At 58.1% G+C, this 23995-nt stretch carries 27 protein-coding genes and 1 tRNA gene; 14 read left to right on the forward strand and 14 right to left on the reverse strand.

Annotated features, from left to right (window positions below; all coding sequences use genetic code 11):
- Positions 1 to 40: 40 nt before the first annotated feature.
- Positions 41 to 559 carry a metal-binding protein gene (locus ACXMDY_RS12865; RefSeq protein ID WP_259700855.1) on the reverse strand — a complete coding sequence of 173 codons (519 nt, stop codon included), beginning with the start codon at positions 557 to 559 and terminating at the stop codon, positions 41 to 43.
- A 59-nt stretch (positions 560 to 618) separates the two neighbouring features.
- Between ACXMDY_RS12865 and ACXMDY_RS12870 the strand changes: the two genes are divergently transcribed.
- From ACXMDY_RS12870 to ACXMDY_RS12890, 5 genes are all read left to right on the forward strand, one after another.
- Positions 619 to 690, forward strand: a tRNA-Val gene (locus tag ACXMDY_RS12870).
- A 152-nt stretch (positions 691 to 842) separates the two neighbouring features.
- Positions 843 to 2030, forward strand: coding sequence for a site-specific integrase (locus ACXMDY_RS12875; protein WP_259700845.1), 1188 nt, complete (start codon positions 843 to 845; stop codon positions 2028 to 2030).
- 432 nt (positions 2031 to 2462) lie between these two features.
- Positions 2463 to 2978 carry a DUF2335 domain-containing protein gene (locus ACXMDY_RS12880; RefSeq protein ID WP_259700846.1) on the forward strand — a complete coding sequence of 172 codons (516 nt, stop codon included), beginning with the start codon at positions 2463 to 2465 and terminating at the stop codon, positions 2976 to 2978.
- A gap of 458 nt (positions 2979 to 3436) precedes the next feature.
- Positions 3437 to 3667, forward strand: coding sequence for a hypothetical protein (locus tag ACXMDY_RS12885; protein ID WP_259700847.1), 231 nt, complete (start codon positions 3437 to 3439; stop codon positions 3665 to 3667).
- Between the two features lie 188 nt (positions 3668 to 3855).
- Entirely contained in the window at positions 3856 to 4587 is a 732-nt protein-coding gene (locus tag ACXMDY_RS12890; protein WP_259700848.1) for an AAA family ATPase, read from the forward strand.
- 291 nt (positions 4588 to 4878) lie between these two features.
- Here ACXMDY_RS12890 and ACXMDY_RS12895 read toward each other — a convergent pair whose 3' ends face one another.
- A complete protein-coding gene (locus tag ACXMDY_RS12895; RefSeq protein WP_259700849.1) occupies positions 4879 to 5310 on the reverse strand; it encodes an EamA family transporter in 432 nt (143 codons plus the stop codon).
- A 583-nt stretch (positions 5311 to 5893) separates the two neighbouring features.
- A complete protein-coding gene (locus ACXMDY_RS12900; RefSeq protein WP_259700850.1) occupies positions 5894 to 7231 on the reverse strand; it encodes a calcium-binding protein in 1338 nt (445 codons plus the stop codon).
- Between the two features lie 372 nt (positions 7232 to 7603).
- Between ACXMDY_RS12900 and ACXMDY_RS12905 the strand changes: the two genes are divergently transcribed.
- Positions 7604 to 8371, forward strand: a complete 768-nt coding sequence (locus tag ACXMDY_RS12905; RefSeq protein ID WP_259700851.1) for a DUF3598 family protein — start codon at positions 7604 to 7606, stop codon at positions 8369 to 8371.
- A gap of 279 nt (positions 8372 to 8650) precedes the next feature.
- On the opposite strand, the gene ACXMDY_RS12910 is transcribed toward ACXMDY_RS12905, so the two are convergent.
- The 4 genes from ACXMDY_RS12910 to ACXMDY_RS12925 all read right to left on the reverse strand — a co-directional run bounded on the left by ACXMDY_RS12910 (position 8651) and on the right by ACXMDY_RS12925 (position 11732).
- Positions 8651 to 9526, reverse strand: a complete 876-nt coding sequence (locus ACXMDY_RS12910) for an alpha/beta fold hydrolase (RefSeq protein WP_259700852.1) — start codon at positions 9524 to 9526, stop codon at positions 8651 to 8653.
- A 255-nt stretch (positions 9527 to 9781) separates the two neighbouring features.
- Positions 9782 to 10312, reverse strand: a complete 531-nt coding sequence (locus tag ACXMDY_RS12915) for a hypothetical protein (RefSeq protein ID WP_259700853.1) — start codon at positions 10310 to 10312, stop codon at positions 9782 to 9784.
- A gap of 82 nt (positions 10313 to 10394) precedes the next feature.
- The gene (locus ACXMDY_RS12920) at positions 10395 to 11429 is read right to left on the reverse strand and encodes an IS5 family transposase (protein WP_457767360.1); all 1035 of its coding nucleotides are present in this window, start codon (positions 11427 to 11429) and stop codon (positions 10395 to 10397) included.
- The gene (locus ACXMDY_RS12925; RefSeq protein WP_457767666.1) at positions 11430 to 11732 is read right to left on the reverse strand and encodes a RelA/SpoT domain-containing protein; all 303 of its coding nucleotides are present in this window, start codon (positions 11730 to 11732) and stop codon (positions 11430 to 11432) included.
- A gap of 63 nt (positions 11733 to 11795) precedes the next feature.
- On the opposite strand from ACXMDY_RS12925, the gene ACXMDY_RS12930 reads away from it, so the two are divergent.
- The 5 genes from ACXMDY_RS12930 (at position 11796) to ACXMDY_RS12950 (ending at position 17943) form a co-directional block, all read left to right on the forward strand.
- Positions 11796 to 12830, forward strand: a complete 1035-nt coding sequence (locus tag ACXMDY_RS12930) for an IS5 family transposase (RefSeq protein ID WP_457767360.1) — start codon at positions 11796 to 11798, stop codon at positions 12828 to 12830.
- A gap of 705 nt (positions 12831 to 13535) precedes the next feature.
- Complete coding sequence (locus ACXMDY_RS12935) at positions 13536 to 14492, forward strand: IS30 family transposase (RefSeq protein ID WP_259701707.1); 957 nt, start codon at positions 13536 to 13538, stop codon at positions 14490 to 14492.
- Between the two features lie 517 nt (positions 14493 to 15009).
- Positions 15010 to 15909 (forward strand): DNA adenine methylase, encoded by a 900-nt coding sequence (locus ACXMDY_RS12940; RefSeq protein ID WP_259701708.1) that lies wholly within the window; start codon positions 15010 to 15012, stop codon positions 15907 to 15909.
- On the forward strand, positions 15906 to 17009 hold the full coding sequence (locus ACXMDY_RS12945) for a ParB N-terminal domain-containing protein (protein WP_259701709.1): 1104 nt from the start codon (positions 15906 to 15908) through the stop codon (positions 17007 to 17009). Before ACXMDY_RS12940 ends, ACXMDY_RS12945 begins: the two co-directional genes overlap by 4 nt.
- Before the next feature lies 1 nt (position 17010).
- On the forward strand, positions 17011 to 17943 hold the full coding sequence (locus tag ACXMDY_RS12950; protein ID WP_259701710.1) for a hypothetical protein: 933 nt from the start codon (positions 17011 to 17013) through the stop codon (positions 17941 to 17943).
- Between the two features lie 253 nt (positions 17944 to 18196).
- Here the strand turns inward: ACXMDY_RS12950 and ACXMDY_RS12955 are convergent, their stop codons facing one another.
- From ACXMDY_RS12955 to ACXMDY_RS12965, 3 genes are all read right to left on the reverse strand, one after another.
- Positions 18197 to 18328 (reverse strand): hypothetical protein, encoded by a 132-nt coding sequence (locus ACXMDY_RS12955; protein ID WP_259701711.1) that lies wholly within the window; start codon positions 18326 to 18328, stop codon positions 18197 to 18199.
- 86 nt (positions 18329 to 18414) lie between these two features.
- The gene (gene dcd, locus ACXMDY_RS12960; RefSeq protein WP_259701712.1) at positions 18415 to 19008 is read right to left on the reverse strand and encodes a dCTP deaminase; all 594 of its coding nucleotides are present in this window, start codon (positions 19006 to 19008) and stop codon (positions 18415 to 18417) included.
- Between the two features lie 3 nt (positions 19009 to 19011).
- Positions 19012 to 19554 carry a cob(I)yrinic acid a,c-diamide adenosyltransferase gene (locus tag ACXMDY_RS12965; protein WP_259701713.1) on the reverse strand — a complete coding sequence of 181 codons (543 nt, stop codon included), beginning with the start codon at positions 19552 to 19554 and terminating at the stop codon, positions 19012 to 19014.
- Between the two features lie 234 nt (positions 19555 to 19788).
- Between ACXMDY_RS12965 and ntcA the strand changes: the two genes are divergently transcribed.
- Genes ntcA through ACXMDY_RS12980 form a run of 3 tightly spaced genes read left to right on the forward strand, consistent with a single transcriptional unit; the run spans position 19789 to position 22295 of the window.
- Entirely contained in the window at positions 19789 to 20514 is a 726-nt protein-coding gene (gene ntcA / locus ACXMDY_RS12970) for a global nitrogen regulator NtcA (RefSeq protein ID WP_457767640.1), read from the forward strand.
- 57 nt (positions 20515 to 20571) lie between these two features.
- Positions 20572 to 21834, forward strand: a complete 1263-nt coding sequence (locus tag ACXMDY_RS12975; protein ID WP_259701715.1) for a DUF3084 domain-containing protein — start codon at positions 20572 to 20574, stop codon at positions 21832 to 21834.
- Positions 21831 to 22295 (forward strand): RuvC family protein, encoded by a 465-nt coding sequence (locus tag ACXMDY_RS12980; RefSeq protein WP_259701716.1) that lies wholly within the window; start codon positions 21831 to 21833, stop codon positions 22293 to 22295. The genes ACXMDY_RS12975 and ACXMDY_RS12980 overlap by 4 nt, the downstream gene beginning before the upstream one ends.
- Here the strand turns inward: ACXMDY_RS12980 and ACXMDY_RS12985 are convergent.
- The 4 genes from ACXMDY_RS12985 to psbH are packed head-to-tail and all read right to left on the reverse strand — an operon-like array spanning position 22292 to position 23909.
- Positions 22292 to 22549 carry a DUF3146 family protein gene (locus ACXMDY_RS12985; protein ID WP_259701717.1) on the reverse strand — a complete coding sequence of 86 codons (258 nt, stop codon included), beginning with the start codon at positions 22547 to 22549 and terminating at the stop codon, positions 22292 to 22294. The genes ACXMDY_RS12980 and ACXMDY_RS12985 overlap by 4 nt on opposite strands.
- A gap of 37 nt (positions 22550 to 22586) precedes the next feature.
- Positions 22587 to 23213 carry an aminoacyl-tRNA hydrolase gene (pth, locus tag ACXMDY_RS12990; protein ID WP_259701718.1) on the reverse strand — a complete coding sequence of 209 codons (627 nt, stop codon included), beginning with the start codon at positions 23211 to 23213 and terminating at the stop codon, positions 22587 to 22589.
- A 50-nt stretch (positions 23214 to 23263) separates the two neighbouring features.
- Positions 23264 to 23662 (reverse strand): TatA/E family twin arginine-targeting protein translocase, encoded by a 399-nt coding sequence (locus tag ACXMDY_RS12995; protein ID WP_259701719.1) that lies wholly within the window; start codon positions 23660 to 23662, stop codon positions 23264 to 23266.
- A 46-nt stretch (positions 23663 to 23708) separates the two neighbouring features.
- Complete coding sequence (gene psbH / locus ACXMDY_RS13000) at positions 23709 to 23909, reverse strand: photosystem II reaction center phosphoprotein PsbH (protein WP_259701720.1); 201 nt, start codon at positions 23907 to 23909, stop codon at positions 23709 to 23711.
- Positions 23910 to 23995 lie beyond the last annotated feature (86 nt).

Raw genomic sequence — 23995 nt, forward strand, 5'->3', positions numbered from 1 at the left:
CAAGACCTGGCTGCAAGCCAGAACCACAGGGCGATGGGGCTCAGCGTTGGTTGCGCCTGCGGCGCCGCCAGCCTGGACGCAGCCAGCGGGGACGCCGTGGCAGCGGATCCCCATCCTGGATCAGATGCAACCAGCTGCTCGATTCCACCCCGATCAGCGCGGCCAGCAGCAGGGGCCGCTGCCGGTCCCAGAGCCCGGTGGCCAGGGCCAGCAGGCGGGCTGGTGGGGGCGCACCCAGCGGCTGCAGGATCAGGCTCAGCACCAGGGCCACCGCGGCGAGGTAGGCCAGGCGGCCGGCGGTGCCGAGCCCAGGGCTGTGGGAGAGCAGGGAACGGTGGCGCAGCAGCCGGCGATAGGGCAGCCAGAGCAGGGCCAGCGGCCCCCAGCGGCGGGTGGGGTTGGAGGCGGTGTCGAGATCCGGAGAGAGCCACAGCCCACCGATCAGAAAACCCGCCGCACCACTGGCCAGACCGGCCGCCCCGAGCCAGGGCCAGCACAGCAGCCCGAACGGAAGGCACAGCAGCCAGCTGGCACGGTCGTGGCTGCGGCCACTGGCCATCAGGGTGCAGGCGCCGGATGGTTGCCAGCATGGGGGCATGGACCCCAGAGTGGGGCGAAGGGCGATTAGCTCAGCGGTAGAGCGCCTGCCTTACAAGCAGGATGTCGCTGGTTCGAAACCGGCATCGCCCATTCTCTGAAAACCCAGTCCCAGACAGGAGAAATGCCAGTCAGGATAGGTCTTTTCAGTGGTCTCCATTTCACGCCGCCGGGTGAGGAAAGGCCCCGAAAACCCCCAAACGTGCCAAGATTTCACGCGGATTTCACGCGCCGCGTGAAAAGTGATGGCATCTCCCCCTTGGCTTCGCAACCTGAGCAGCGCCTTCAAGGCCCACCGCCTTGGGCGCACCGGCTGGTATCTGGAGATCAACCGCGAACGGCTGCGGGTGGTCTCCGCTGAGCTGCCCCCGAGGCCGGGTGAGCCGGCCGAAGCTGGTGCCGGAGTCCGTCGGGCCTTCACCCTCCAGACCCCTCCCGGCCCGGCAACATCTGCCGCCGCCCTCGGCGAAGCCTGCGCGATCTTCGATGCCGTGATGGCCGGCACCTGGAGCTGGCCCGACCCGGACGCCACCCCAGCAGCCGATGACCCCGGGCACCTGGGCCCCGGCGCCTTGGAGCGGCTGATCGATGGACTTCGCGCCCAGCTGGTGGGTGAGGTGATGGCCCCCGGAACCTGGGGGCGCACCTGGGCCCCCTACCTGGCCCGCCTGGTAGCAACAGCAGCTGAGCGCCGCTGGGCTGATGACTCAGCCCTCCTGTCCGCCTACCTGCGGGGCTGGCCACCGAACAGCAGGGCCCGGCAGATGGCCTACGACCGGGCCCGCCGGCTGTGGAAGGAGGTGGGCTGGGGCTGGCCTGATGAGCTGGCGCCGCTTCGGGGCAACGGCAAGGCCGCGGCCGATCCCGAGGGGGTGCGATCATTCACTGATGAGGAGGCCCAGCAGCTGCGGGAGGCGATCCGGCGGAGCAGGCTCACTCCTGCCGATCTGGTGGCCTGGGATGCGTTGATCTGTTTCGGGCTTCGGCCGAAGGAACTGCAGGCCCTAGAGCTGCAGTTCCGTGATGGTGTGCTACGGGCGGTGGTGAGCCGCAGCAAGCAGAGCAGCCGCGGGAACAGCGGCGCCCGAATCATCCCAGCCGTCCCGCCTGCCAGGTGGCCTGCCGACTGCCACGGGCTTCTGGAACGATGGCAGCAGCACGGCCTGCCGTCGGCACTACTGGCGGCGCGATCACCTGGGCAGGTGCTGACCCAGCAACTTCGCCGCCTTCACCTGCTGAAGCAGCTGACCGCCTACGGGCTGCGGCACGCTTTCGCCTTGCGACTGGGCCTCGATCTCGGGCTGCACGTGCGAGAGGCGGCTGAGCTGATGGGGCACTCCCCCGCTGTGCATCTGGCCACCTACGGAAGGCGGCTAGACGGGCCTGGGCTTCTGGCCAAGGTCGCGGGGTTGACAGCCAGGCGGAGCATCTGATGGGATTTCAAACCTATGGTTTGGAAATGCGACATGTGGTCAGGGATGCGGTTATCCACCTGTAGCGTCCAGCATATGTGCGTTGCACCACTGCTAGTGGGTTGCGTTAGTGCCTGAGAGACGCGAAAGTCCGGTCGGGTAAGCTTTCACGCTCTGCGGTCCGGCCAAGGGTGACACCAGACTACAGTTATGACATTGGAATTGTCTTATGAAGACTCGCTTGAGAATCACACGGACATCGCCATTCGAAGCGCTGGAGATGGGCTTTGCACGTCTGGCTGACATCACAGGATCTGCTCTCGTGTCGCCTACCGTCGACGACAACCCTGGGCAGAGTGATGCAGCGGCAATCGCATCTGACTGGCTGCATGTTGGGAGTGATCTCCGCAAGGCTTGTCGCAAAGCGGATAAGCAGGGTCTAGCCAAATAGCCGTGGAAATTGGGCCAGACAAGCCGAAAGCCGGCATTCCCATCAATCAGCCGCAAAGTCTAGATCAAGATGACGAGGCCGATCTTTCGGTTGACCCAACTCTTGATACAGAGGTTTTAGGCAATGATAATGCTGGCCAACTTGGATACCGTGAGGTTTCAGTCAGTAGCTGGGAAGGCCCGCTTCCGCATCCGGACATATTAGCAAAATACAACCAAGTAATCAGCAATGGCGCAGATCGCGTCATGGCCATGGCCGAAAAAGAACAAACCCATCGACATGATCTTGAGGAGAAAATAACCAATAGTGTGTCATCTGAAAACAGCCGTGGACAATGGTTCGCTTTCATCATTGCCTGTGCGTCCCTATGTTTGGCTGCATATCTCTTTGCCGTTGGCAAAAACTCAATCGCAGTGTGCATGGTATTGGGTGACTTCTTGATTATTGCAGGCGCATTTATCGGTGTTCGCATCCTAAAGAGCAGGGATGGCGTCAAGGAGGAAGACCCTCGCGCATAGCCAAATATCTTTCGCAAGAAGGCCAATAACTGAGGCAAACAATTATCTTGCACATTCTGATAGGCCAGTGTTGGCAGATAGGGTGGTCATTAAAGCCAACTGGGTTCTTTCGGATCCATTGCCGGCTGGCAGGCTCGGGCAGCTGCATGCGCGTCGCAGCTTCACCCTGCGGCTGGTCCTCGATTTGAATACCCGCGCCCAGAAAAGGCGTCCAGCTAATTGGGCACACGATGGCTGTCCATCAAGCGTCCTAGAAGGCCTCGTCTTCAGGCGTAGGTGGCCGGGCTGGCGAGGGTTCGAACCAGTTCCTGATTGATACTCCGGACCCAGTCTGCGATCTGGCAACAAATGGAACGGACCGCAGAAACGAGTCCATTAGGGATCCCTTCACACCAGCAGTTCTAGACCATAGAGTTACGCCATGGGACAACTAGTCCCTAAGTTTGCTCTTTTCTCCAATGGCTTTTCCCTTCACCACAGGTGAGGTGCAGGCCGCGCTGCGCATTACCAAGAACACGCTCACGCGACTCCGTGCCGCTGACATTCTGCGCCCCGGTGTTCATTTCACCGCCCACGGTGTTGGCCTTGTCCGGCCGAATCTGCGCTGGGATCTCGACGCAGTCGAAGCGACCCTGGCCCGACGCGGTAAGCAGATTGCACGTCCCAAAATGGAAGCAGGGCGGCAATGAAAACCCCCGCCAGCCCAGGCACGGGCAAGCGGGGAAAGTCGAGTCCTTTCAGATCCCGGTCTAAGAATCTCCGCTTGCCTCAGCAAGCGCCCCGCCGGCATCACCGACCCCAGCCGCACACAGCAGGCCAGCGGGCCATGGGTGCGGCTGGCCCTGGCCGCTGCTGGCAGCGTCGAGGGGCAAGGCTGATGGCCTCCGCCGAGATGGCCGCATGGGAACGGCTGAGCCTGCTGGGCGCGATCCCGCCCGAAGAGCGGTTCAGCCCGTTGAAGGCCCGGGATGGGTTCTACACCGCGCGGCTGAAGGAGGTGTTGCCGAAGGATCTTCCTGCTGAAGCTGGCGATGTAACGGCCTCACCGAAGCCGACCACCCCAGAGGCCAAGCTCGAAGCCCTGGCCACCACCGCCGGGGAACTGCTGGCCGGCAGGGTCGCGTACGCGGCACGCCTGCCGCTGCTCAGAGCCGCCGCCGAGAAACTGGACTTCACGATCCCGGATCAGGAGCTGCTGGCCCTGCTGACGGCAGCCAGGCGCCGCAGAGCCAACAACGGCGACGACGACATGGTTCAGCCGGGCAAACGCCTGGACCTGACACCGGAACCCTGGGCATGGGACGGCATAGCCCTGCGCGGTGCCATGAACCTCTGGGTCGCCCTGCCGAAGATCGGGAAAACCGCCCTGGCCCTGGCCTGGCTGAACGCCTGTCATCGGCGGGAGCCCGCCTTTCTCGATCGGGCCCTGATCGGCCCATGCCCGCCGGTCCTGATCGTTGGCACCGACCAAGGCCAGGCCGACTGGGGCCGGATTTTCCAGGCGGTCGGCTGGGTTGATCCTGCAGGAACATCGGCGGCCCGCTGGTGGGTCTGTTTCATGCCAGCCCAGCACTTTTCTCTCGACCCGATGGCGTCGGCGTTCACCTGAGTCCCCCCCACCTGCCGGGGTACCCCCAGGAGAGTCCTCCCGGCCCCGGTGGGAGGAAGATCATTCCCTGCCAGGCAACCACAGCTGAGCAGCTGGCTTGGTTGCCTGACTGGAGCGCTGGGGCCACCACCAGCATCCAGCCCGCGAGACCGTGGCGGAGTGAGCCGGGCTCTTGCTGGTTTCCTTGAAGGACAGTTTTCCTCACACTGCTGACTCATCAGTTCAACGTTGGAATGACTGTGGCCATCGCTAGTCTGCTGCGATTGCGGGTTATCCGAACCGACGTGAGATTCACCGCTTGACCGCCAGGACAAGAACGCCACCAGCGACCAATGTGATGCCCAGCCAATCCTGCACAGACGGGCGCTCACCGAGAAAGGCGAACGCGAACACTGCGACCAGAACCAGGCTGAATTTATCGACGGTTGCAACCTTGGAAGCTTGCCCAAGCTGGAGCGCACGAAAGTAGCAGACCCAGGAAGCCCCAGTCGCCAGCGCAGATAGGCTGAGAAAGAACAAGGTTTTGGAGGAGAGCGCAAGCGGATTGCTCCACTTTCCTGCAAATCCCACGAAGGCCGCGAGTACGAAAACGATGATGATCGTCCGAACGAGCGTTGCCAGATCAGAGTCAACGCCTTGAATCCCCACCTTGGCAAAGATCGCAGTCAGCGCTGCGAAGACCGCCGAGAGTACAGCCCAATAAAACCAATGTGTCGAGATCATTGCCCTTCAATAGCTAATGTCTACATAGCGGAATCTGTACAATACCCATGGAATCGTTTTGCTGGCCAGACTGTGCTTATTTTAGCCGGTTCCCCATCAGCCGAGGTAGCGGATTGCGAATCCGGTATGCACTGGATTTGAGCCTGTTGGAGGTGCCCCACCAGCACTGCCATGTTTTCGTCTCCAGCACGTCAAAGGCTCATTGCCCGTAGACGACTCGTTGAGCGGCAGTTCGCTCCAGGTAGCCCTTCAGCACTGTTCCTCCTGTTGCTGCGTCGACCAGTGTTCTCGGCTGCAACCCCCGTCCGAGCTTCCCTGATTGGCATACTGATCGCTTGCACTGCGGTATTTTCGATGGCCTGACTCCACCGAGTTCCTTACCCCCTGGTTTCTTCAACTCGGCCTTGAGTGGGAAATGGCAGCTCTGATGACCTGGCTGAACCAATGCATTCCAGACCTATTGCAGTCACCCAGCCCTGTGGAGTGCCGTGACCCACGCGACCCGCATCGCGTTGAAGTGATTCAATGGTGACTTTGCCCATTTTGGGGAGAACACCAACGGCTGATCGATATGTCCATAAGATCAAGCAAACACGGTACGGGATTGGACATCTGATGCCAATGTATTTGTAGCGTAGCAATAATATGAACCGCTCCCCACTCCCAACATAATGATCGTGTCTGCGCCGTATTGATAGAAGGTTGTCGAAGTAGAATATGCACTTGGGAGAACAATTGTATCAGCATATCTGATGCCGAAGCGGAGTGCGTTGGTATCTTTTGTTGCTAATTCGCCAATGTAATCATGTTCTCCATTCCTTGCGTCATTTCTGAGATCAAAGACATCTGCGCCCCAGCCACCGTAGAGGACATCATTGCCCCCATTGCCTTGCAAGTAATCTGCTTCATTATCAAAGAAGCCATCTCCTCCAAACAGGACATCAGCTCCACTGCCGCCAATGAGGGTATCAAAGCCTGAGTTGCCGTACAAAATCACTGAATTTGATGATGTTCCATAAAGTAAATCATTGCCATAGCCGCCAAAAGCTATATCCTTGCCGTTGCAGATAATCGTATCATTGTCCCACCATCCCTGTGCAAAGGAGCTGCTGGGGGCGTCGGAGAAAGCAGAGGCAGTAAAGCTAGTATAAATAAAATCATTACCCTCTCCACCATCGAAATAATCATTGCCAGTGCCACCGAACAGCTTGTCATCGCCCTCATCGCCAGCTAGAAAGTCGTCGCCATTGCCGCCATCAATGAAATCATTGCCTGTCCCGCCAAAAAGTCCTGGAGTTCCGCTCCAGGCTCGATCACCGGCTCCAAAAGCAAAACTAAAGGCACTGCCGCTTTGGCCGTCGTCTCCATCGCCTCCATAGAGCGTATCGTCATCCTCGCCCCCGATTACTAGGTCACGGCCTCCGCCACCATAAAGCTGATCTCTGCCTGCGTTCCCGAAAAGAAAATCGTTTCCTTGCCCACCTTCAAGGTAATCATTGAGGCCGCCACCAATGATTCCATCATTGCCGTCTCCGCCGTAAAGGCTGCCATATGCACCGAGCCCATCGATGATGAAGAGGCTGTCATCTCCTCTTCCGCCTTCGATAACGTCAAGTCCAGTTCGATTGGACTCAAGTATGTCATTGCCGTCAGCCCCGTATAGATAGTTATAGTTGGCTACGGCGAGAACAACGTCGTCAGTACTTGTCCCAATGAAGCTAGCCATAGCAGTGCTCCCGATTGAATCGAGTCTAGGCAAGCTGTTTTCCTGCACTCCTTTCGTTGCATTGGTTCTTGACAATGGCTTCATTGCTGCTTCAGGGCTGAATTCAACGTGTCTCGCCTTCACTTTGATCTGAACAACTGACTTGCTTTGGGTCTGGAACGTGAATTGCCAGCTCTGATGACCTGGCTGAACCAATTCTCATCAGACCTACTGCAGCCACCCAAGCCACTGGAGCACTGCGACTCGTGAGACTCGCGGACTTGGGCTCTGGGCTGGGTGGATGAGGCTTGATCAGAAGGCTCTCAAAACTCCTGGAGCAGGCAGCGGCTTGCCACAGCACAATTCCGCTAAAAATTCCGCTAAGTCAGCTTGCGAAATCAATAAACCCTTGTTCTTGCAATGCTTTTGCCCATCTTTTGCCTGCCTTACAAGCAGGATGTCGCTGGTTCGAAACCGGCATCGCCCATCAGCAACATCCGGGCGCCCGCCAGGCTGGAGCTTGCCGTGGCTGGTGGAGATAACCCAGTCAGGCACTGCCTAGGATCATTTCCTGTCTGCTCAGGATTGATGCCCGGCCAGTGGCAGAACTTTCTGTGCAACCTCGGCGAATGGCGGGGCAGCTTCACCAGCATGGCCGCCGATGGCGTCCTGGGCGCGAGCAGCCCGTCCGTGCTCACGCTGGCCAGTGACGATGACGACCGGCTGGTGCGCTTTGGGCTGCGGCGCTGGCCGGCGGGAACGGCGATGGCGGTCGGTGGTGGGCCAGCAGATGGGGCAGGCGAACCCAGCTACGCCGTGGAGCAGGACTACCGCAGCCTGGGCCGGCAGGTGGTGTTCTTCCCATCGGGAGCGTTCAACAAGGGCTCGTTGCAGGTTGCCCCGCAGACGGCGTTCGGCGGTGAGTTCGGCTTCATCGGGGACAACCGCCGCCACCGCCTTGTGCCGCTGTACAGCGAGGCCGGCAGCTTTGAGCAGCTGGTGCTGATCCGTGAGTTCCGTGCCGGCAGCGCCGCAGCGGAGCGCCCCGCCACCCGTGCCGACCAGTTGCTCGGCAGCTGGATTGGCCAGGCGGCCACGATCAGTGCCGACTGGTCAGAACCCGTCCAGTGCGACTGCCGGCTGGAGCTGGGCAGTGCCGAGCTGGAGGGGCTGCGGCTTCTCCCCGATGGTGGGTTCTGCCATTTGCCGGAGCAGGTGAGCCACCGCGAGGCGTTTGTGCTGGAGGGCGGTTGGCTGCCATCTTCCGGCCGTATGGAGCGGCTGATCCGCCGCTACGACGCCAGTGGCGCCTGGATCTCGGCGACCCATGCGGTGCTCAGCAAAGCTCCGGCCTGAATCCAGTTGGCGTTCCATCCATCAGCAACGGCTTCGGGAGGTTTCGTGCTCCGCTGCCTTCACCTGAGCGCCGAGAGCCTGGGAAATCAGCAAAGATCATCTCGCCATCCTGAAAGGCATCGTCCTCGCCCGGATGGGCAGCCTCAGCCTTTGCCATGGCATGAATTGAGGAACTTCCACAAGCAAGGACCCTCGAGTTCGCACTCCATCATGAAAATCATGTTCACCTCCCAGCTGATGCCACTGTGGGCAGAAGCCAGGCGAGAGTGCATCCCTTTCTCACGCCTTCTGGGCCAGTTCCTCGGCGGCGATTCCGAACACTTCCTCTGCCGAACCGATTGCCACGAAGTGACCGGCCCCCGACACCGGATGCCACACCGCTCCAGGCATCTGGTCGGCAATCTCCTTGTTGATCACAGCGGGCACAAGCCGGTCGTCAAGTCCTTGCCAGAGGTGAACGCGTCGTCCGATTTGGCGAACATCAAAATCCCAGCTCCGGTAGAGCAATTCGGAATCGCGAACCAGACCCTCGCTTCCATGGGCAAAGCATTCGGCACTTGCTTCGCAGAAGGCGTTTGCGAAGTCCGGGCGTCGCACGATCTCCTGGTCGTACGCATTGATGGCATGCAACAGTTGCTGGATATAGGACTCACGGAAATCCACGGCAGTCTTGGCGAGGGCCGCATACATGAGTCGGAAGCCCGGCTCAAAATGCAGTGCGAGAAATCCCCCTAGCGCATCAACCGCTGAAAGGTGCTTCTTTGCCCAGTTGTCGCCGAAAGCTCCGTAACTGCCGCCGGCGATGCTGGTCACGTGGCGCAGTCGAGTGGGGTCGATGTAAGCCGCGGCTGCCAACGCCCACGGGCCACCCTCCGACCATCCTGTAACTCCGAATTCGCGGTATCCCAGCGCGTCGGCGATCGCCGTCATGTCGTCAGCCCATCCTGAGTAGCTGCGTGCTTCCTGGGGACTGGACTGTCCGATGCCTGGCCGGTCGACGCAAACGAGCCGAAGCCCATGCTTTGACGCCGCATCCGCAAAGAGCCGCGCCTCAAGTCTGCTACTCGGCCCGCCATGATTATGGATAATCAGCGGACCATTAGGATCTCCGACTTCGAGATAGGCAAGACGACGGGAATCTTTGGTTACCAGCATTGATTTGCTCGGTGGGGACTGTGCTTTCAGCCGTTCATTTCAGGTCGTCGTCTGGCGGATTGGCGTACAGCTCGCAGAGATACGCGCCAACCTCAACAACGGAGTAGAGCTGCCCTGCGAGCATACGCCACGATCGCTACAATCTCGCCATTCCAGGAGGCCCAACGCTCGCCATCACCTGGCCGCAAGGTGTGCTCGGCGAAGTAGATAGCCTTGTGGTGGCGGCTCAGGTGCATGGCGGTGTTCGATAGCCTCTCACTTTGCAATGGCAGTGCGTAGCGCTTTTAGAAATTCAGTGGTATCCAAGAAGTAGTTTGGATACGCCCTCTTCAACGAAGAAATTGACTCAACAGACACAAGAACAGCCTCTGCACCAAAGGAGTTTTGAAGATCTTTCTCAATTCTTAAGTACTCGAAAGTGGCAGTATCAAGATCTGATTTTGCAAATCCAACAATTGACACACTGTTATCAGCTGGCCTAAGGGCCATAAGAAAGTAATGTGCATCTCCCACGTTTGCGTCTTCAAGAGTCCGAATTGCTGAACCATAAGCAAGAAGTCTATTTATGACATCAAGCTCGACCGATACGCGTCTAAGCTCGGCAACCAGCTGATGGCGCTCGACAGGAGTATTTGGTACAAGCGGCAAGTTCTCGCGTAGTGCAATTGCCGATCCCATTAGAGCAAAGAAGTAGAGCCAGTCATCATGGCCTTCACTATGGCCTTCACTTGACTTAAGGGAACCTCGAAATATTGCCACTTTTGAGGCAATATTGAGACGCTGCAAGGAAATCCTCTGCACGTGCAGATGCTCCTGACGACTGGCATCAATTACTTTAAGTCGAGTCGTTTATCTCCCTGTCGAATGATCAGGAGGCCGGCGTTGCCTTTGAGTTGCTATGCAGGTATCGAAGAAAGTTGTAAGTCAGATTACGCAGTCCCCACCAAGCTCTCGTTCTGGCCAATCCAATCCGCCTCGTCAGCTTGCCGCGCATCCAAGTTGTGATTGCACCAAAGACGTGCTCAACCCTTGCCCGCACACTAGATCGTGCCTTGTTGCGCTCCTGGGCTTCTTCGCTCAATGGATGGCAGCGTGAGCCCTTTTCATGAATTCTGCTCTCAAAACCAGCCATATCCAGCAGATCCTCATACCGCACGCCGGCGTAGCCAGAATCAGCCCAGACGAAGTCATCCCTGTTCTCAGGGTCTAGCACCTGTGTAAGCATCTGGCTGTCGTGAATGTTGGCTGGGGTAATGGAAAATCTTCGAATGAAGCCGTGAGTGGCATCAATGCATATGCTGTTCTTGTATCCGTAATGGCTGATGCCATTCTTCTTGACCCAGCGGGCGTCAGTGTCCTTTTGGCGCAGTCGGTTTGGCTTGTTCAGCCACTTCTCTGGGATGGCTCCATCCTTAATGGTCTTGTTCTCCTCCCTTGAGTTTCGCTGTTTGGGAACAGGGACCAGTGTCGCATCGATGATCTGCCCTCCACGGGCCTCCAGTCCCTCGGACCGCAGGTGCTCCTCGAACCGGTCAAAGAGCTCATCGATAACGCCCGCCTTGCGGAGACGCTCGCGGAAGAAGGCAATCGTGGTGGCATCAGGAATGGTGTTCATCACTCCCAGTCCGACAAATTCCTCGAATGAGCGTCTGTCATTGACCTGGAATTCCAGCTCTTCATCGCTGAGGTTGAACAGCTGCTGAAGCACCAGCATCTTGAAGAGGATGAGCGGATCAATCCGTTTCCTGCCAGCATTGCTCTTCCGTTCATGGCTGTAACCCTGCTCCAGCAGGGGCCTGAAGGCTTCCCAAGGAATCGTCTCGGATAGGGTCGCTAACGTAGGCTTCTTCTGCTGAAGCCTGTGGATGCGCTTCTCCTCATCCCAGAATCCACGCTGTCCCATTCAGCTGTATTGAACTGAACCAATTCTATTGCTTATTTCAAAGTCTGTCAGGGAGCGACGTAGATTTTTCGAGGTGCCCTTAAGAGATTGCTTTAGAAAAGTTCCAACAGTTTCTACGGCAGTAGCCCAAGCATGCTGTAGTGGAGAGCGAATCTGGACCTCCAGAAGTAAACCGTTATAGGTTTCACTCTTGTTGCTCCGATATCGGTAGATCAGGTGAATACCACGATAGCCAGAAGGCTTTGGCTCAGCCTGATAGTTGTCAACTCTTAGAAGCTTGTGCTTGAGGGCACCTCGAAAAATCTACGTCGCTCCCTGACAGACTTTGAAATAAGCAATAGAATTGGTTCAGTTCAATACAGCTGAATGGGACAGCGTGGATTCTGGGATGAGGAGAAGCGCATCCACAGGCTTCAGCAGAAGAAGCCTACGTTAGCGACCCTATCCGAGACGATTCCTTGGGAAGCCTTCAGGCCCCTGCTGGAGCAGGGTTACAGCCATGAACGGAAGAGCAATGCTGGCAGGAAACGGATTGATCCGCTCATCCTCTTCAAGATGCTGGTGCTTCAGCAGCTGTTCAACCTCAGCGATGAAGAGCTGGAATTCCAGGTCAATGACAGACGCTCATTCGAGGAATTTGTCGGACTGGGAGTGATGAACACCATTCCTGATGCCACCACGATTGCCTTCTTCCGCGAGCGTCTCCGCAAGGCGGGCGTTATCGATGAGCTCTTTGACCGGTTCGAGGAGCACCTGCGGTCCGAGGGACTGGAGGCCCGTGGAGGGCAGATCATCGATGCGACACTGGTCCCTGTTCCCAAACAGCGAAACTCAAGGGAGGAGAACAAGACCATTAAGGATGGAGCCATCCCAGAGAAGTGGCTGAACAAGCCAAACCGACTGCGCCAAAAGGACACTGACGCCCGCTGGGTCAAGAAGAATGGCATCAGCCATTACGGATACAAGAACAGCATATGCATTGATGCCACTCACGGCTTCATTCGAAGATTTTCCATTACCCCAGCCAACATTCACGACAGCCAGATGCTTACACAGGTGCTAGACCCTGAGAACAGGGATGACTTCGTCTGGGCTGATTCTGGCTACGCCGGCGTGCGGTATGAGGATCTGCTGGATATGGCTGGTTTTGAGAGCAGAATTCATGAAAAGGGCTCACGCTGCCATCCATTGAGCGAAGAAGCCCAGGAGCGCAACAAGGCACGATCTAGTGTGCGGGCAAGGGTTGAGCACGTCTTTGGTGCAATCACAACTTGGATGCGCGGCAAGCTGACGAGGCGGATTGGATTGGCCAGAACGAGAGCTTGGTGGGGACTGCGTAATCTGACTTACAACTTTCTTCGATACCTGCATAGCAACTCAAAGGCAACGCCGGCCTCCTGATCATTCGACAGGGAGATAAACGACTCGACTTAAAGTAATTGATGCCAGTCGTCAGGAGCATCTGCACGTGCAGAGGATTTCCTTGCAGCGTCTCAATATTGCCTCAAAAGTGGCAATATTTCGAGGTTCCCTTGAGATCGCTCTCTCGATACAAACGAAGCATATTGGTTACAGCGCTAGCATTTTTTAAAACTGCACGGCATCCACCAATATCCTGCATCTGGGAAAGATTGAGACCAAGAAACCGTCGCAGTTTCGCGTCAATTGAAGACAGTCTCTTAATGCGTTGGGCTACAAGTGCGTTCCCGTCAAGCTGCTTGGCATATCTCCTGAGTCCGACTTGAAACGTGTTAAGGGGGAAGCTATGAGATGACCTCCAATTATTAATGACGAGCAAGCACTCTTCGATTGCATCCTGTGGACTTGAGGAATCGACCAGTGCCCTGCCAGCACGATCAACAGCCCTGCGCGAGAATTGTGGCGAAGCCCATGCCATCAGCTTATCTTATGAGTTTGGCCTATCGAACGCTCAAGATCAGCGGCGGGCACGTCAATCGGAAGATGCTCGATTGAGTCTGCTCCCGTCCGCTGCATCTTGATGTTGGGCAGCGCGGATTCACAAAGAAAGTGCAACAGGCAGCCCATCAAACACTCCTCTTGAAGGCCTGAAAGCATCAGACTCCTCTTCAGCAAAGGGATGGACTGATGAATAGGTATCAACATCTGACAGCGGATGAGCGACATCAGATTACAGCTATGAGACGTCTTCATTACTCCCAGGCTGAAATTGCCAAGACGTTATCACGCTCGCCAAGCACAATCAGTCGCGAACTAAGGCGCAATGTTACTCATCACGATGGGTGGTACAGGGCTCAGAAGGCGCATAGCTATGCGACGGCACGCAGATCGAGCAGGCGTCGGGGGTCATGGTTCAGCGCCAACCAGTGGCATCACGTCGAGATCCTGCTGAAACGCAAGTGGAGCCCCGAGCAGGTCAGCTTCACGCTTAACGAGCAGGGTATCTGCATCATCAGCCAGGAGACGATCTATCGGTACATTCTGAAAGACAAGAAGGCTGGTGGAAATCTCTATCGGTTCATGCGGATCATGCCAAAGAAGCGCAGGAGGCGGTACAACAGCAAAGATTCCAGGGGAGTGCTGAGGGGCAAGCGCCACATCTCTGAGCGTCCTGCCGAGGTCGAGCTGCGTCAGGAACCAGGGCACTGGGAGGGAGACACTGTCATGGGTGTCGACAAGCGCTTCAGCATCTTGACTCTGGTTGAGAGGCGATCCGGTTTCGCGATCATCAAAAAACTAAAAGCTCGCACAACGCTCGAGGTCAATGCAGCTGCCATTAACGCGATAGCCGAACACAGAAGGATGTTTAATACGATCACTTTTGACAACGGCACGGAATTCCATGACTACAAGCAACTTGAGTCGAGGTTTTCAGTCAATTGCTACTTTGCAACACCGTATCATTCTTGGGAGCAAGGATCGAATGAGAGCCTAAACGGTTTGATCAGGCAGTACGTTCCGAAAGGAGCATGCATGAAACTGTTGACTCAGGAAAGATGCGATGAGATCGCAGAGGATCTCAATACTCGGCCGCGAAAGCGACATGGATTCAAAACACCGTCAGAGTTGTACTATGTGTCTTGACCACCATTGCACCTCAACGTTGAAACTACGCAGCGCTGGCTGTATCTGATGTGCGTGTATTGGAGCTACCAGTAGCTGAGCAGCATTCAGGCAGACTGTTAACTTCAAATCTTTGGCTACTGCACTACCGAAATCCGATGTCATCAAGCATTAACATGAGCACTACTCTTCGGCTACAAACTGGGTGGCCTCAGCCATCGATGCTATGGATTGCCAGATTAGCTTGATCCGTGGTGTTATCATGTTAACATGAGCGCAAGCCAAGAGGCTTTCCTTTTATGCAAGTGGCCTTACCAAAAAAGCAACGCGCTTCAAGCACCGGCAAGCTAGTCGGAACCCGTTTCCAGACTGACTTGCTTGAAGCAATTGATCAATGGCGAAGAGGGCAGCCTGACCTACCAACACGACCAGAGGCTGTTCGTAGATTAGTGGAGAAGGGCATATTCGACAAATCTATTACCCACGAAATCTCCATTAACAGTGCGGATCGTTCATCGCATCGCACAGGCGAATAGGAATGAAGCTTCTTAGTCCCCTCCGCTACCCTGGTGGCAAAGCCGGCTTGACCCCTTTTCTAACAGACGTTCTGGACTTAAATGACCTTCGTGGCGTCGACTATTTTGAGCCCTACGCAGGTGGTGCTGGTGCTGCCTTGGGCTTGCTTAGCGATAATGTAGTAAATACAATATCAATTAACGACGCAGACTTTCGTATTTATGCCTTCTGGAAGACAGTATTGAACGAGCCGCAGTGGTTCGCGGATAAGATACTTACTGCACAACTTGATCTGGCCGAATGGCGCGAATGCAGGGAGACATGTGATTCTCCCAGGAATAAACCGCTTCGAGAGATTGGATTTGCCTCGTTCTACATGAATCGCTGCAACCGTTCTGGTGTCATAAATGCTGGCCCAATCGGCGGATACGAGCAACAGGGCGAGTGGCGCCTTGACGTACGTTTCACTAGATCTGTTCTCGCTGAGCGCGTTATTCGAATCTCTCGGCTTCGAGAGCGCATCTTTGTAAGCAACTCAGATGCGATCGATTTCCTAAAAAGCACACTCCCAAGGGGAAGGAGTAGACAGAGAGCTTTTGTCTACCTGGATCCGCCTTACGTCATTAATGGGAAAAGACTTTATCTAAAAGCCTACTCGAAAGATGAGCACACAGCAATAGCTCGCCATATGTGTCGTCAAAGACTTGTTCCATGGGTCATGTCTTATGACAATTCCGAGGTGGTAACAGGTTTGTACGCTTCGGAACAAATTGCTATTTTGCCTATTCATTACTCCTTGCAGGATAAGCGCTCAGCGAACGAACTGGTAATAGCACCACATCGCATACGACTCCCACGAACGCTACGAATTGGAGCCAGGCGATTTGACTTTAAAGAGATTAACAAGAGGAAGGTAGCATGACCAGGCCGGTTGCTATTACTCAAATTGACACTGAGGAGCTCCACTTTGACCATAATAATCCTCGCTTGGCTGAATATGGGATAGCTCAATCTACTCCTGAATCGGAGATTCTGAAGATTCTCTGGGACGCGATGGATGTTCGCGAACTTGTCCAGTCAATCTCTGCCAGTGGCTTCTTTCCGCAAGAAGCTCTTATTGTTGCCGAGGAGAGTAATCAAAAAGTCGTAATTGAAGGGAATCGTCGACTCGCTGCAGTCAAAGTTCTTTTGGCAGGCACTTCAGGTACGGAGGGCGGGTGGCCTATACCTGAAATTACCCCAGAAGAACGAGTTTCACTCCAAGCTTTACCCGTAATCTTTTCCTCGCGTGAAGATGCTTGGCGTTTTCTAGGCTTTAAACATGTTAATGGGCCAGCAAAGTGGAGCAGTTACGCAAAGGCCAAATACATCGCATCAGTGCACAGCTTATTCGGTATTTCCCTTTCTGATATTGCGAATCAAATTGGAGATAGACACAATACAGTGCAGAGGCTATACAGGGGGCTAATGGTGCTTGAGCAAGCAGAACGCGAAGATGTCTATCGTCAAGATAGAGTGTTTAATAGCAGGCTTGCATTTTCTCATCTTTACACTGGCTTAGACTATGAGGGAATCCGCGACTTTATTAACGTAGAGCCTAAAGAACGAGAGACTTCTAGCCCTGTACCACAAGACCGGCTAAAGGAGCTAGGGGAGTTACTTGTTTGGATGTACGGCAATAAGGCGGAGAGCCGAAAGCCAGTTGTACAGTCGCAAAATCCGGACCTACGGTTGTTAAATGCCGTAGTTGCCAGCCGTGAAGCGATTGCGGCCCTCAGAGCCGGAGAGGATCTTAGTGAAGCCTATGAAATATCTAGACCAGCAGACTCAGTATTTGAAGAAGCACTACTGGCCTCAAAACGAGAGTTAACTACAGCTAGAGCATCACTGTCAGGCGGATACGATAACTCTCAGGAGCTATTAAAAATTGCAGGAACAATCGCTAATCTTGCTGAGGACCTTTATATAGAAATGGAACGCAAGGCGAATCCATCTCAGCAGCGCTCCCGCATCGCGGAGTGAAATGTTTAAACTCCCTTCTTTGCCAACTCCAAATGCTGAAGTTCATGAATTGGCAGACTTTGCTGAATTGCTAGCTCAGCATAATGGTTCGGTTTCCATTCGTGAAATCTTAGCCTACCTTGGTAGGGTAAGTGAAAATGACCCCAATGAAGGAATCGACGACGAGGACGACTTGAATGCTGCCTTATTAGATGACGTCTTTGATGAGATAAATAGGCGGAGCAGTTCTTGCGATACCGGTTACCCTTTTCGGCTTGAAATGAACGGCACAGTTCTTCGTCACAACTCAGCAGACGAAACAGTTCGCGCAGATGTATATCGGTATTTACTGCTCAGTACAAGGTTGAATATGACACGGGATAAATTCCAAGATGGCCTTGATGGGACATGCCTCCTTGAAGAGCTTGCCGCATTAGTCATACGTTGCTATCTAGGGTATGACAGAGCAAGGTCGTTTGTCTTCGGTACTGCGGTTGCTGGAGGGTTTTCAGATAAAGTCAATAGGCTTTGTGATGAGCTAGGTGAAGGCGTGAGATATGAAAGCATTGACCCAGCCCCTACACATGCGAACGATGACAAGTTAGATGCTGTCGCCTGGATTCCATTTACAGACAGCAGAGGAGATCAACTGGTAGTTTTCTGCCAATGTAAAACAGGAACAAACTGGAGAGATTTAACGACTCAATTGCAACCAAGCACCTTTATTCAGCGTTGGACTTCAGCTAGAAAGTTTATTTTCGATCCGCTCAGAGCTTTCTGTATATCAGAAGCGCCAAATCCTAGCCGTTGGAATGGGCTCGCAGTTTATGCCGGTTTGCTATTTGATCGACTACGCATCATAGACTTTCTGGACAGGTCAGATGTGGATTTGCATGTACGCATTAGGCGCTGGAATGCTGGTGCAATCAGGGTCTTTGAGCAGGCTTTAGGCTGACTCGACAATGAATTTCTATCAACTCTTTCTAAGCAAAGCGTTTCGATAATTATGGGTCAGGTTATACTCATGTGGTCATCTTTGACTCTTGAGCTTTGATTATTTACATCAACTAGATTTCAGCGATTTTCGTCCGCCCAACTTGTTCTTGGACAGTTCCGCAAACTACACCCCATAGACATTCTCCTTCTGCAAACCACAGGAACAAGGCCTTTACAAGCATCGCGCCAGCCATGTGCTGGAGGGGTTTTGGTCAGTCTGCTGAGATGAGCCACTGTGGATCGCGGGTCAGATAACCACTGTTCAGCATGATACAAAGCATGCTGGCCTCTTCTAAAGGAAAGGCCTCTTGAGCCACACGTTTGAAGCCATTGAATTCGGCCAACCCTCTCAGCTTCTGTGCCCATCAACAGAACGAAGACTCAAGCCCCTTCAGCCTGCTCCACAACTCTCCACTTCCCTCCATCCAGATCAAACCTTCGCCAACGTCACCCGCTCCGGCTGGTGCTGATATTTGCCGGCACGGTCGCTGTAGGTGGTCTGGCAGGGTTCGCCTTCGAAGAACAGCAGCTGGCAGATGCCTTCGCTGGCGTAGATGCGGCAATCAGCGCCGGAGGAGTTGCTGAACTCCAGCGTGAGATGGCCCTCCCAGCTGGCTTCAGCCGGGGTGGTGTTCACGATGATGCCGAGGCGGGCATAGGTGCTCTTGCCCAGGCAGATCACGGTGATGTTGGCCGGCACCCGCAGCAGCTCCAGCGCCACCCCCAGCCCGTAGGAATGGGCGGGCAGGATGAAGTAGTCACCGTCGTCGTCGTGGTGCAGCGGTGCCGGCTCCAGGTTCGCCGGGTTGAACCGCTTCGGGTTCATCACCGTGCCCGGCACATGCCGGAAGATCAGGAATTCCTTCGGCGAGAGCCGTAGGTCGTAGCCGTAGGAGGAGCAGCCATAGCTCAGCACCGGCGCCGTGCGGTTCTCGGCATCGAGGTGGCGCACCAGCGTGGCCTGGAACGGTTCGAGCATGCCGCTCGCGGCCTGTTCGTTGATCCAGCGGTCGCACTTGAGCATGGTTCAGCAGTTGCGGCGGAGCTGGGTGACCTGATCCGCCATCGCCAGCAGCCCCTCGGGAATCGAGGGGCCCGTGAGGATCACATCGAGGTTGGGCGGGCGTTGGCGCAGGCTGGCCTCCACCTCCGCCGCTTCCAGGTAGCCGAGGCCGATCGCCAGGCCCAGCTCATCGAGCACCAGCAGGCTGAGTTCGCCGGTGAGCAACTGCCGGCGGCTGAAGGCCCAGACCTGCTCGACCGCAGCCCGTTCCGCCTCGCCGTCGGCTGGTTCGGTCAGGCAGGCGGGCACCGCCGGACGCATCCACTGCAGCCGGCCGCAGAGCCAGAGGCTGTGCTCCGGCCCCTGGTCGACACCGCCCTTGAGGAACTGGCTGATCAGCACCCGGCTGCCGAGCCCCGCGGTCCGCAGGGCCTGGCTGAACACCCCGTCGAAGCTGCCGCGGAACGGGGCCGTGTGCACCTGCAACAGGCCCTCCGTCTGGGCCAGGCCAGGAACGGAGCGGAGCGGGCGCACCTCGACGCAAGGCTTGATCAGGCTGGCCGTCATCAACACCCTTCAGAACCGCGATGCTGAATGTAGCGGCGCCGTCCGCCGAAACAAGCTGCTTGCCACCACCCCTAGTGCAAACAGATGTACCAGCCAGCGGGTGTCCAGCTCATGCCCGCCGCCTCGCCGCTGCGCCCAGCCAGGCCCTGACAGGCCGGAAGCGGGTGGTTAGTGTCATCGGATACAGGGAGCACCCGGGGCGCTCCGTAGCTTCCAGCCACTTGTTCCGCCGTCATGGTCGGCGCTATGCGCGGATTCAGCCGCACCAGCACCACCCCTCCCCCAGCTCCGGCGGACTGCCCCCCCGCCAATGGGCCGGCCACCCTGCTTGAGGTGATGCGTGGCCTCAACGGCAGCACGCTCGAAACGGTGGAGCGGGGAAAAACGATCTTCTTCCCGGGTGATCCGGCCGAGCGTGTCTACCTGCTCCGCCGTGGTGCCGTCCGGCTTTCCAGGGTGTATGAATCGGGCGAGGAGATCACCGTGGCCCTGCTGCGGGAGAACAGCCTGTTCGGTGTGCTCTCCCTGCTCACCGGCCAGCGCTCCGATCGCTTCTACCACGCGGTGGCCTTCACCCGTGTCGAGATGGTGGCGGCACCGGCCACCTCGGTGCGGCGGGCGATCGAGCAGGACGCCAGCGTCGGTCTGCTCCTGTTGCAGGGGCTCTCCTCCCGCATCCTCCAGACCGAAACCATGATCGAAACCCTCACCCATCGCGACATGTCCTCGCGGCTGGTGAGCTTTCTGCTGGTGCTCTGCCGTGATTTCGGCGTACCGGGCACCGATGGCATCACCATCGACCTGCGGCTCTCCCACCAGTCGATCGCTGAAGCGATCGGCTCGACCCGGGTCACCATCACCAGGCTGCTCGGTGACCTGCGCCAGGCCGGGCTGGTCCAGGTGGACCGCAAGAAGATCACCGTGTTCGATCCGGTGGCCCTGGCCAAGCGCTTCAGCTGATCTCCCCCTGGCTGGGCGGAGGTCCGCCGTCGATACTGGATTCCCCTGCACTGGGCCGTGTCCGGCTGGCTGCTGATCCTTGCCCTTCTGGTGCTGGGTGGTGTGCTCGCCACCCTGGGGGATCGGCTGGGCAGCCGCATCGGCAAGGCCCGGCTCAGCCTGTTCAACCTCAGGCCGCGCAACACGGCCGTGCTGATCACCGTGCTCACCGGCAGCCTGATCAGCGCCATTTCGCTGGGATTGATGCTCGCGGTCAGTGAACGCCTCCGGGTGGGCCTGTTCGAGCTCGATGCCTTGCAGCTGAAGCTGCGGGAAGGGCGCACGGCCCTGGATCGCAGCACCGCAGCGCTCGGGGCCAGCGAAAGCGCTCGCCTGCGCAGCGCCACGGCCCAGCGCCAGGCGCAGCAGGGCGTCGTGCGGGCCGAGCAGGGTCGCGCCCAGGCCCGGCAGCAGCTGGCCTCGGTGGAGGTGCAGGCCACGCAGCTGCGGCGGGAGCTGCAACCGCTTCAGGCCCAGCGTCAGGCCCTGCTCAGCCAGCGGGATCGGCTCACGGCGGAGATCAGGGGCCGCGATCGCGACATCCGCAGCACCGAAGCGGAGCTGGCCCGGGTCAGGCAGCAGATCAAGGCTGGCGAAGCCGAGCTCAAGGGGCTGGAAACCAAGCTGATCGCCCTGCGCCAGGGGGATGTGGTGATCACCAGCGGCCAGGCCCTCGCCACCGCCAAGGTGGCGCTGAAACGACCGGCCGAAGCCAGGCCGGTGATCGAGGCCCTGCTGCGCCAGGCCAACCTCAAGGCTTTTGAGCGGGTGCTGCCCGGCCAGCCCGCCGACAGCCAGATCCTGCTGGTCCCCCGCGCCGACATCGTCAAGCTGGAGGGGTTGCTCGGCAAAGGCGGCTCCTGGGTCGTGAGCATCCTCTCGGCCGCCAATGTGCTGCGGGGGGAGCGCCAGGTGCTGGGCTTCCCCGACCTGCGGCAGAACCGCACGGTGATCCGTCAGGGGGATGTGATGGCCACCACGTCCCTGGAGGGCGACGAGCTCTCCGCCATTCAGGTGCGCAATCGCCTCAACCTCCTGCTCACCGCCTCCTTCGCCAGGGCCCAGCGGCAGGGGTCGGTGGCCGATGGGGTTCAGTTCGATGTGAATCTGTTCAACCGGCTGGGCCGCGAGCTCAGCGAGCGCCCCGGCGGGCAGAGCGTCAGGCTCGAAGCCGTGGCGGTGCGGAATTCAGACACCCCTGATCCGATCTTCCTCGAACTCCGTCGGGTCGGGGGCACCGCCGCTGGAACAGCTGCTTCCGTGCAACCTCGGCGGCCATGAGCGAGCTGCCAGCCCAGGGGCCCCTGGCCGGCCTTGATCCCGGCCGCAGCAAGTGCGGTCTCGTGCGCACCGATGCCAGCCGCCACCGGATCGAAGCGGCCCTGGTGCTCAGTCCGGATGAAACGCTGCAGCAGCTGAGCAGCTGGATTCGCTGCCGCCAGGTGTCTGCTCTTGTGCTCGGCAACGGCACGGGCAGCCAGGCCTGGCTGCAGCGGCTGCAACCGCTCTGCCCGGTGCTGTTGGTCGATGAGCGGGGCAGCACCCTGGCCGCCCGGCCGCGCTACTGGCAGCTCCATCCCGCCCGGGGCTGGCAACGCCTGCTTCCCCTCGGGCTCCGGCAGCCACCGCGACCCTGGGATGATGTCGTCGCCCAGGTGTTGCTGGAGCGAACACTCGGCTATCGCCTCGACTGTTGCCTCGATCGCCCCTCCCCTGGCCCAGGCGTCGCCCCATCCCCCTAAAACTTGGCCCGCACGGTGAAGGCATAGTCGCTGCCGGGTTCCAGCTGGTAGTCGGCCTTGAGCAGAAAGCGCAGCAGCGCGTCCTGGATCAGGGCGCGGCCGAGCGAGGGCTCCACGCTCAGCTCGCCGCGATCGAAGGCCCAGCGGAAAGTCCACTGAAATCCGCCGGCGACCACCTCGCCTTCGAGCAGCTTCTGGCTGAAGCTCTGTTGCAGGACCCGCAGCTGGGCGGTGGTGGCGGGCAGGCGACTCACGGCGACAACGTACGGGGCAGGCTGGGCAGGGTGCCGTTCAGGCAGGGGCGGCCTGAAAAGCGTTGATCCGGTTGCCGGCACGCTCGTAGCCAAGCGCCTGGATCAGGGCCACCCCGTCGAGCACCTCGTCGAGCACGGCATCAAGCACCGACTGCTCGGCAGGGCTGAAGCGGCCGAGCACATGGGACACGGTGCGTTCCTTGCGCAGGCCGGGCTCCGTGGCCGGAGCGCCGATGCCGATCCGCAGCCGGGCGAACCGTTGGGTGCCGAGTTGCTCGATCGTGCTGCGCAGGCCGTTATGGCCGCCGGCACTGCCCTCGCGGCGCAACCGCAGCCGGCCCAGGGGTAGATCCATGTCGTCGACGAGCACGAGCACCTGGTCAGGTCCCAGGCCGAACCAGTCGAGCGTGGCACGAATCGAGCCACCGCTTTCGTTCATGAAGGTGCTGGGCATCAGCAACCGCAGACGGCGCTCGCCCTGCCGCAGGTCGGCGAGCTGGCCCCTGAGCTTGCCGTTCTGGCGAAAGGTCACCCCCTCACGGCGGGCCAGTCGCTCCAGGGCCATGAAGCCCACGTTGTGGCGGGTGCTGGTGTACGCGCTGCCGGGATTGCCAAGCCCGACCAGCACCTGGAGATCCCCATCCCGGGGCGGCGTGGTGGTCATGACGGGTCGACGGAGCGGGACCAGCGAATCCTCGGCCAGGACGGCTGCGATCAGCCGGGCGGGGTGGAAGCGATCGGATCTGCGGCCTGCTCCGGTTCGCTCGACACCGGCGGAGCCGGTGCCTCTGGTGTGGCTTCGGAAGCCGCTTCAACGGCCAGAACCGGGGCGCCAGTGGCCGCCTGGATCGGCAGGTCGTTCTGGACCGGCAGGTCGTTGATCACGGGCTGCTCTCGCTCCACCAGCTCCCGCTCCGTCGTGGTGACCCTGACCGTTTCGGTATCGATGGCCTGGCGAAACTCCTGCTCAAACTCCCGGGAAGCGGACTGAAAGCCCTTCAGGGTGCGGCCCAGGGTGCGGCCCAGCTCCGGCAACCGCTTCGGGCCGAACACAAGCAGGGCGATGGCGGCAATCACCGCCATTTCCGGCAGACCGATCCCGAAGACGTTCATGGGCAGTGCGATCGCCAGGTTGGCGGTGAATCAGCTTGACGGTGAATCAGCCGAGGCCGTTCCAGTTCACAGTGATGCCATCAAGCAGCAACGACTTGTTGTACAGCTGCAGGATCACCAGCAGGAACACAAGGAACAGCAGCATGATCACTCCCATCACGGGTGTCGTTCCCCAGCCGGGCACGACCTTGCCGTACTCGGAATTCAGGGGACGAAGCAGGTCTCCCAGGCGGGTGCGTTGGGCCATGGCGGCTGAACCTCTCTGGCACGGGGATCGGAATCACTACTGTAAAGGTCTCGATGCTGCACCGGGCCGCCATCGAAGGGGCTCAC

The sequence above is a fragment of the Cyanobium sp. ULC082 genome (assembly GCF_977927535.1).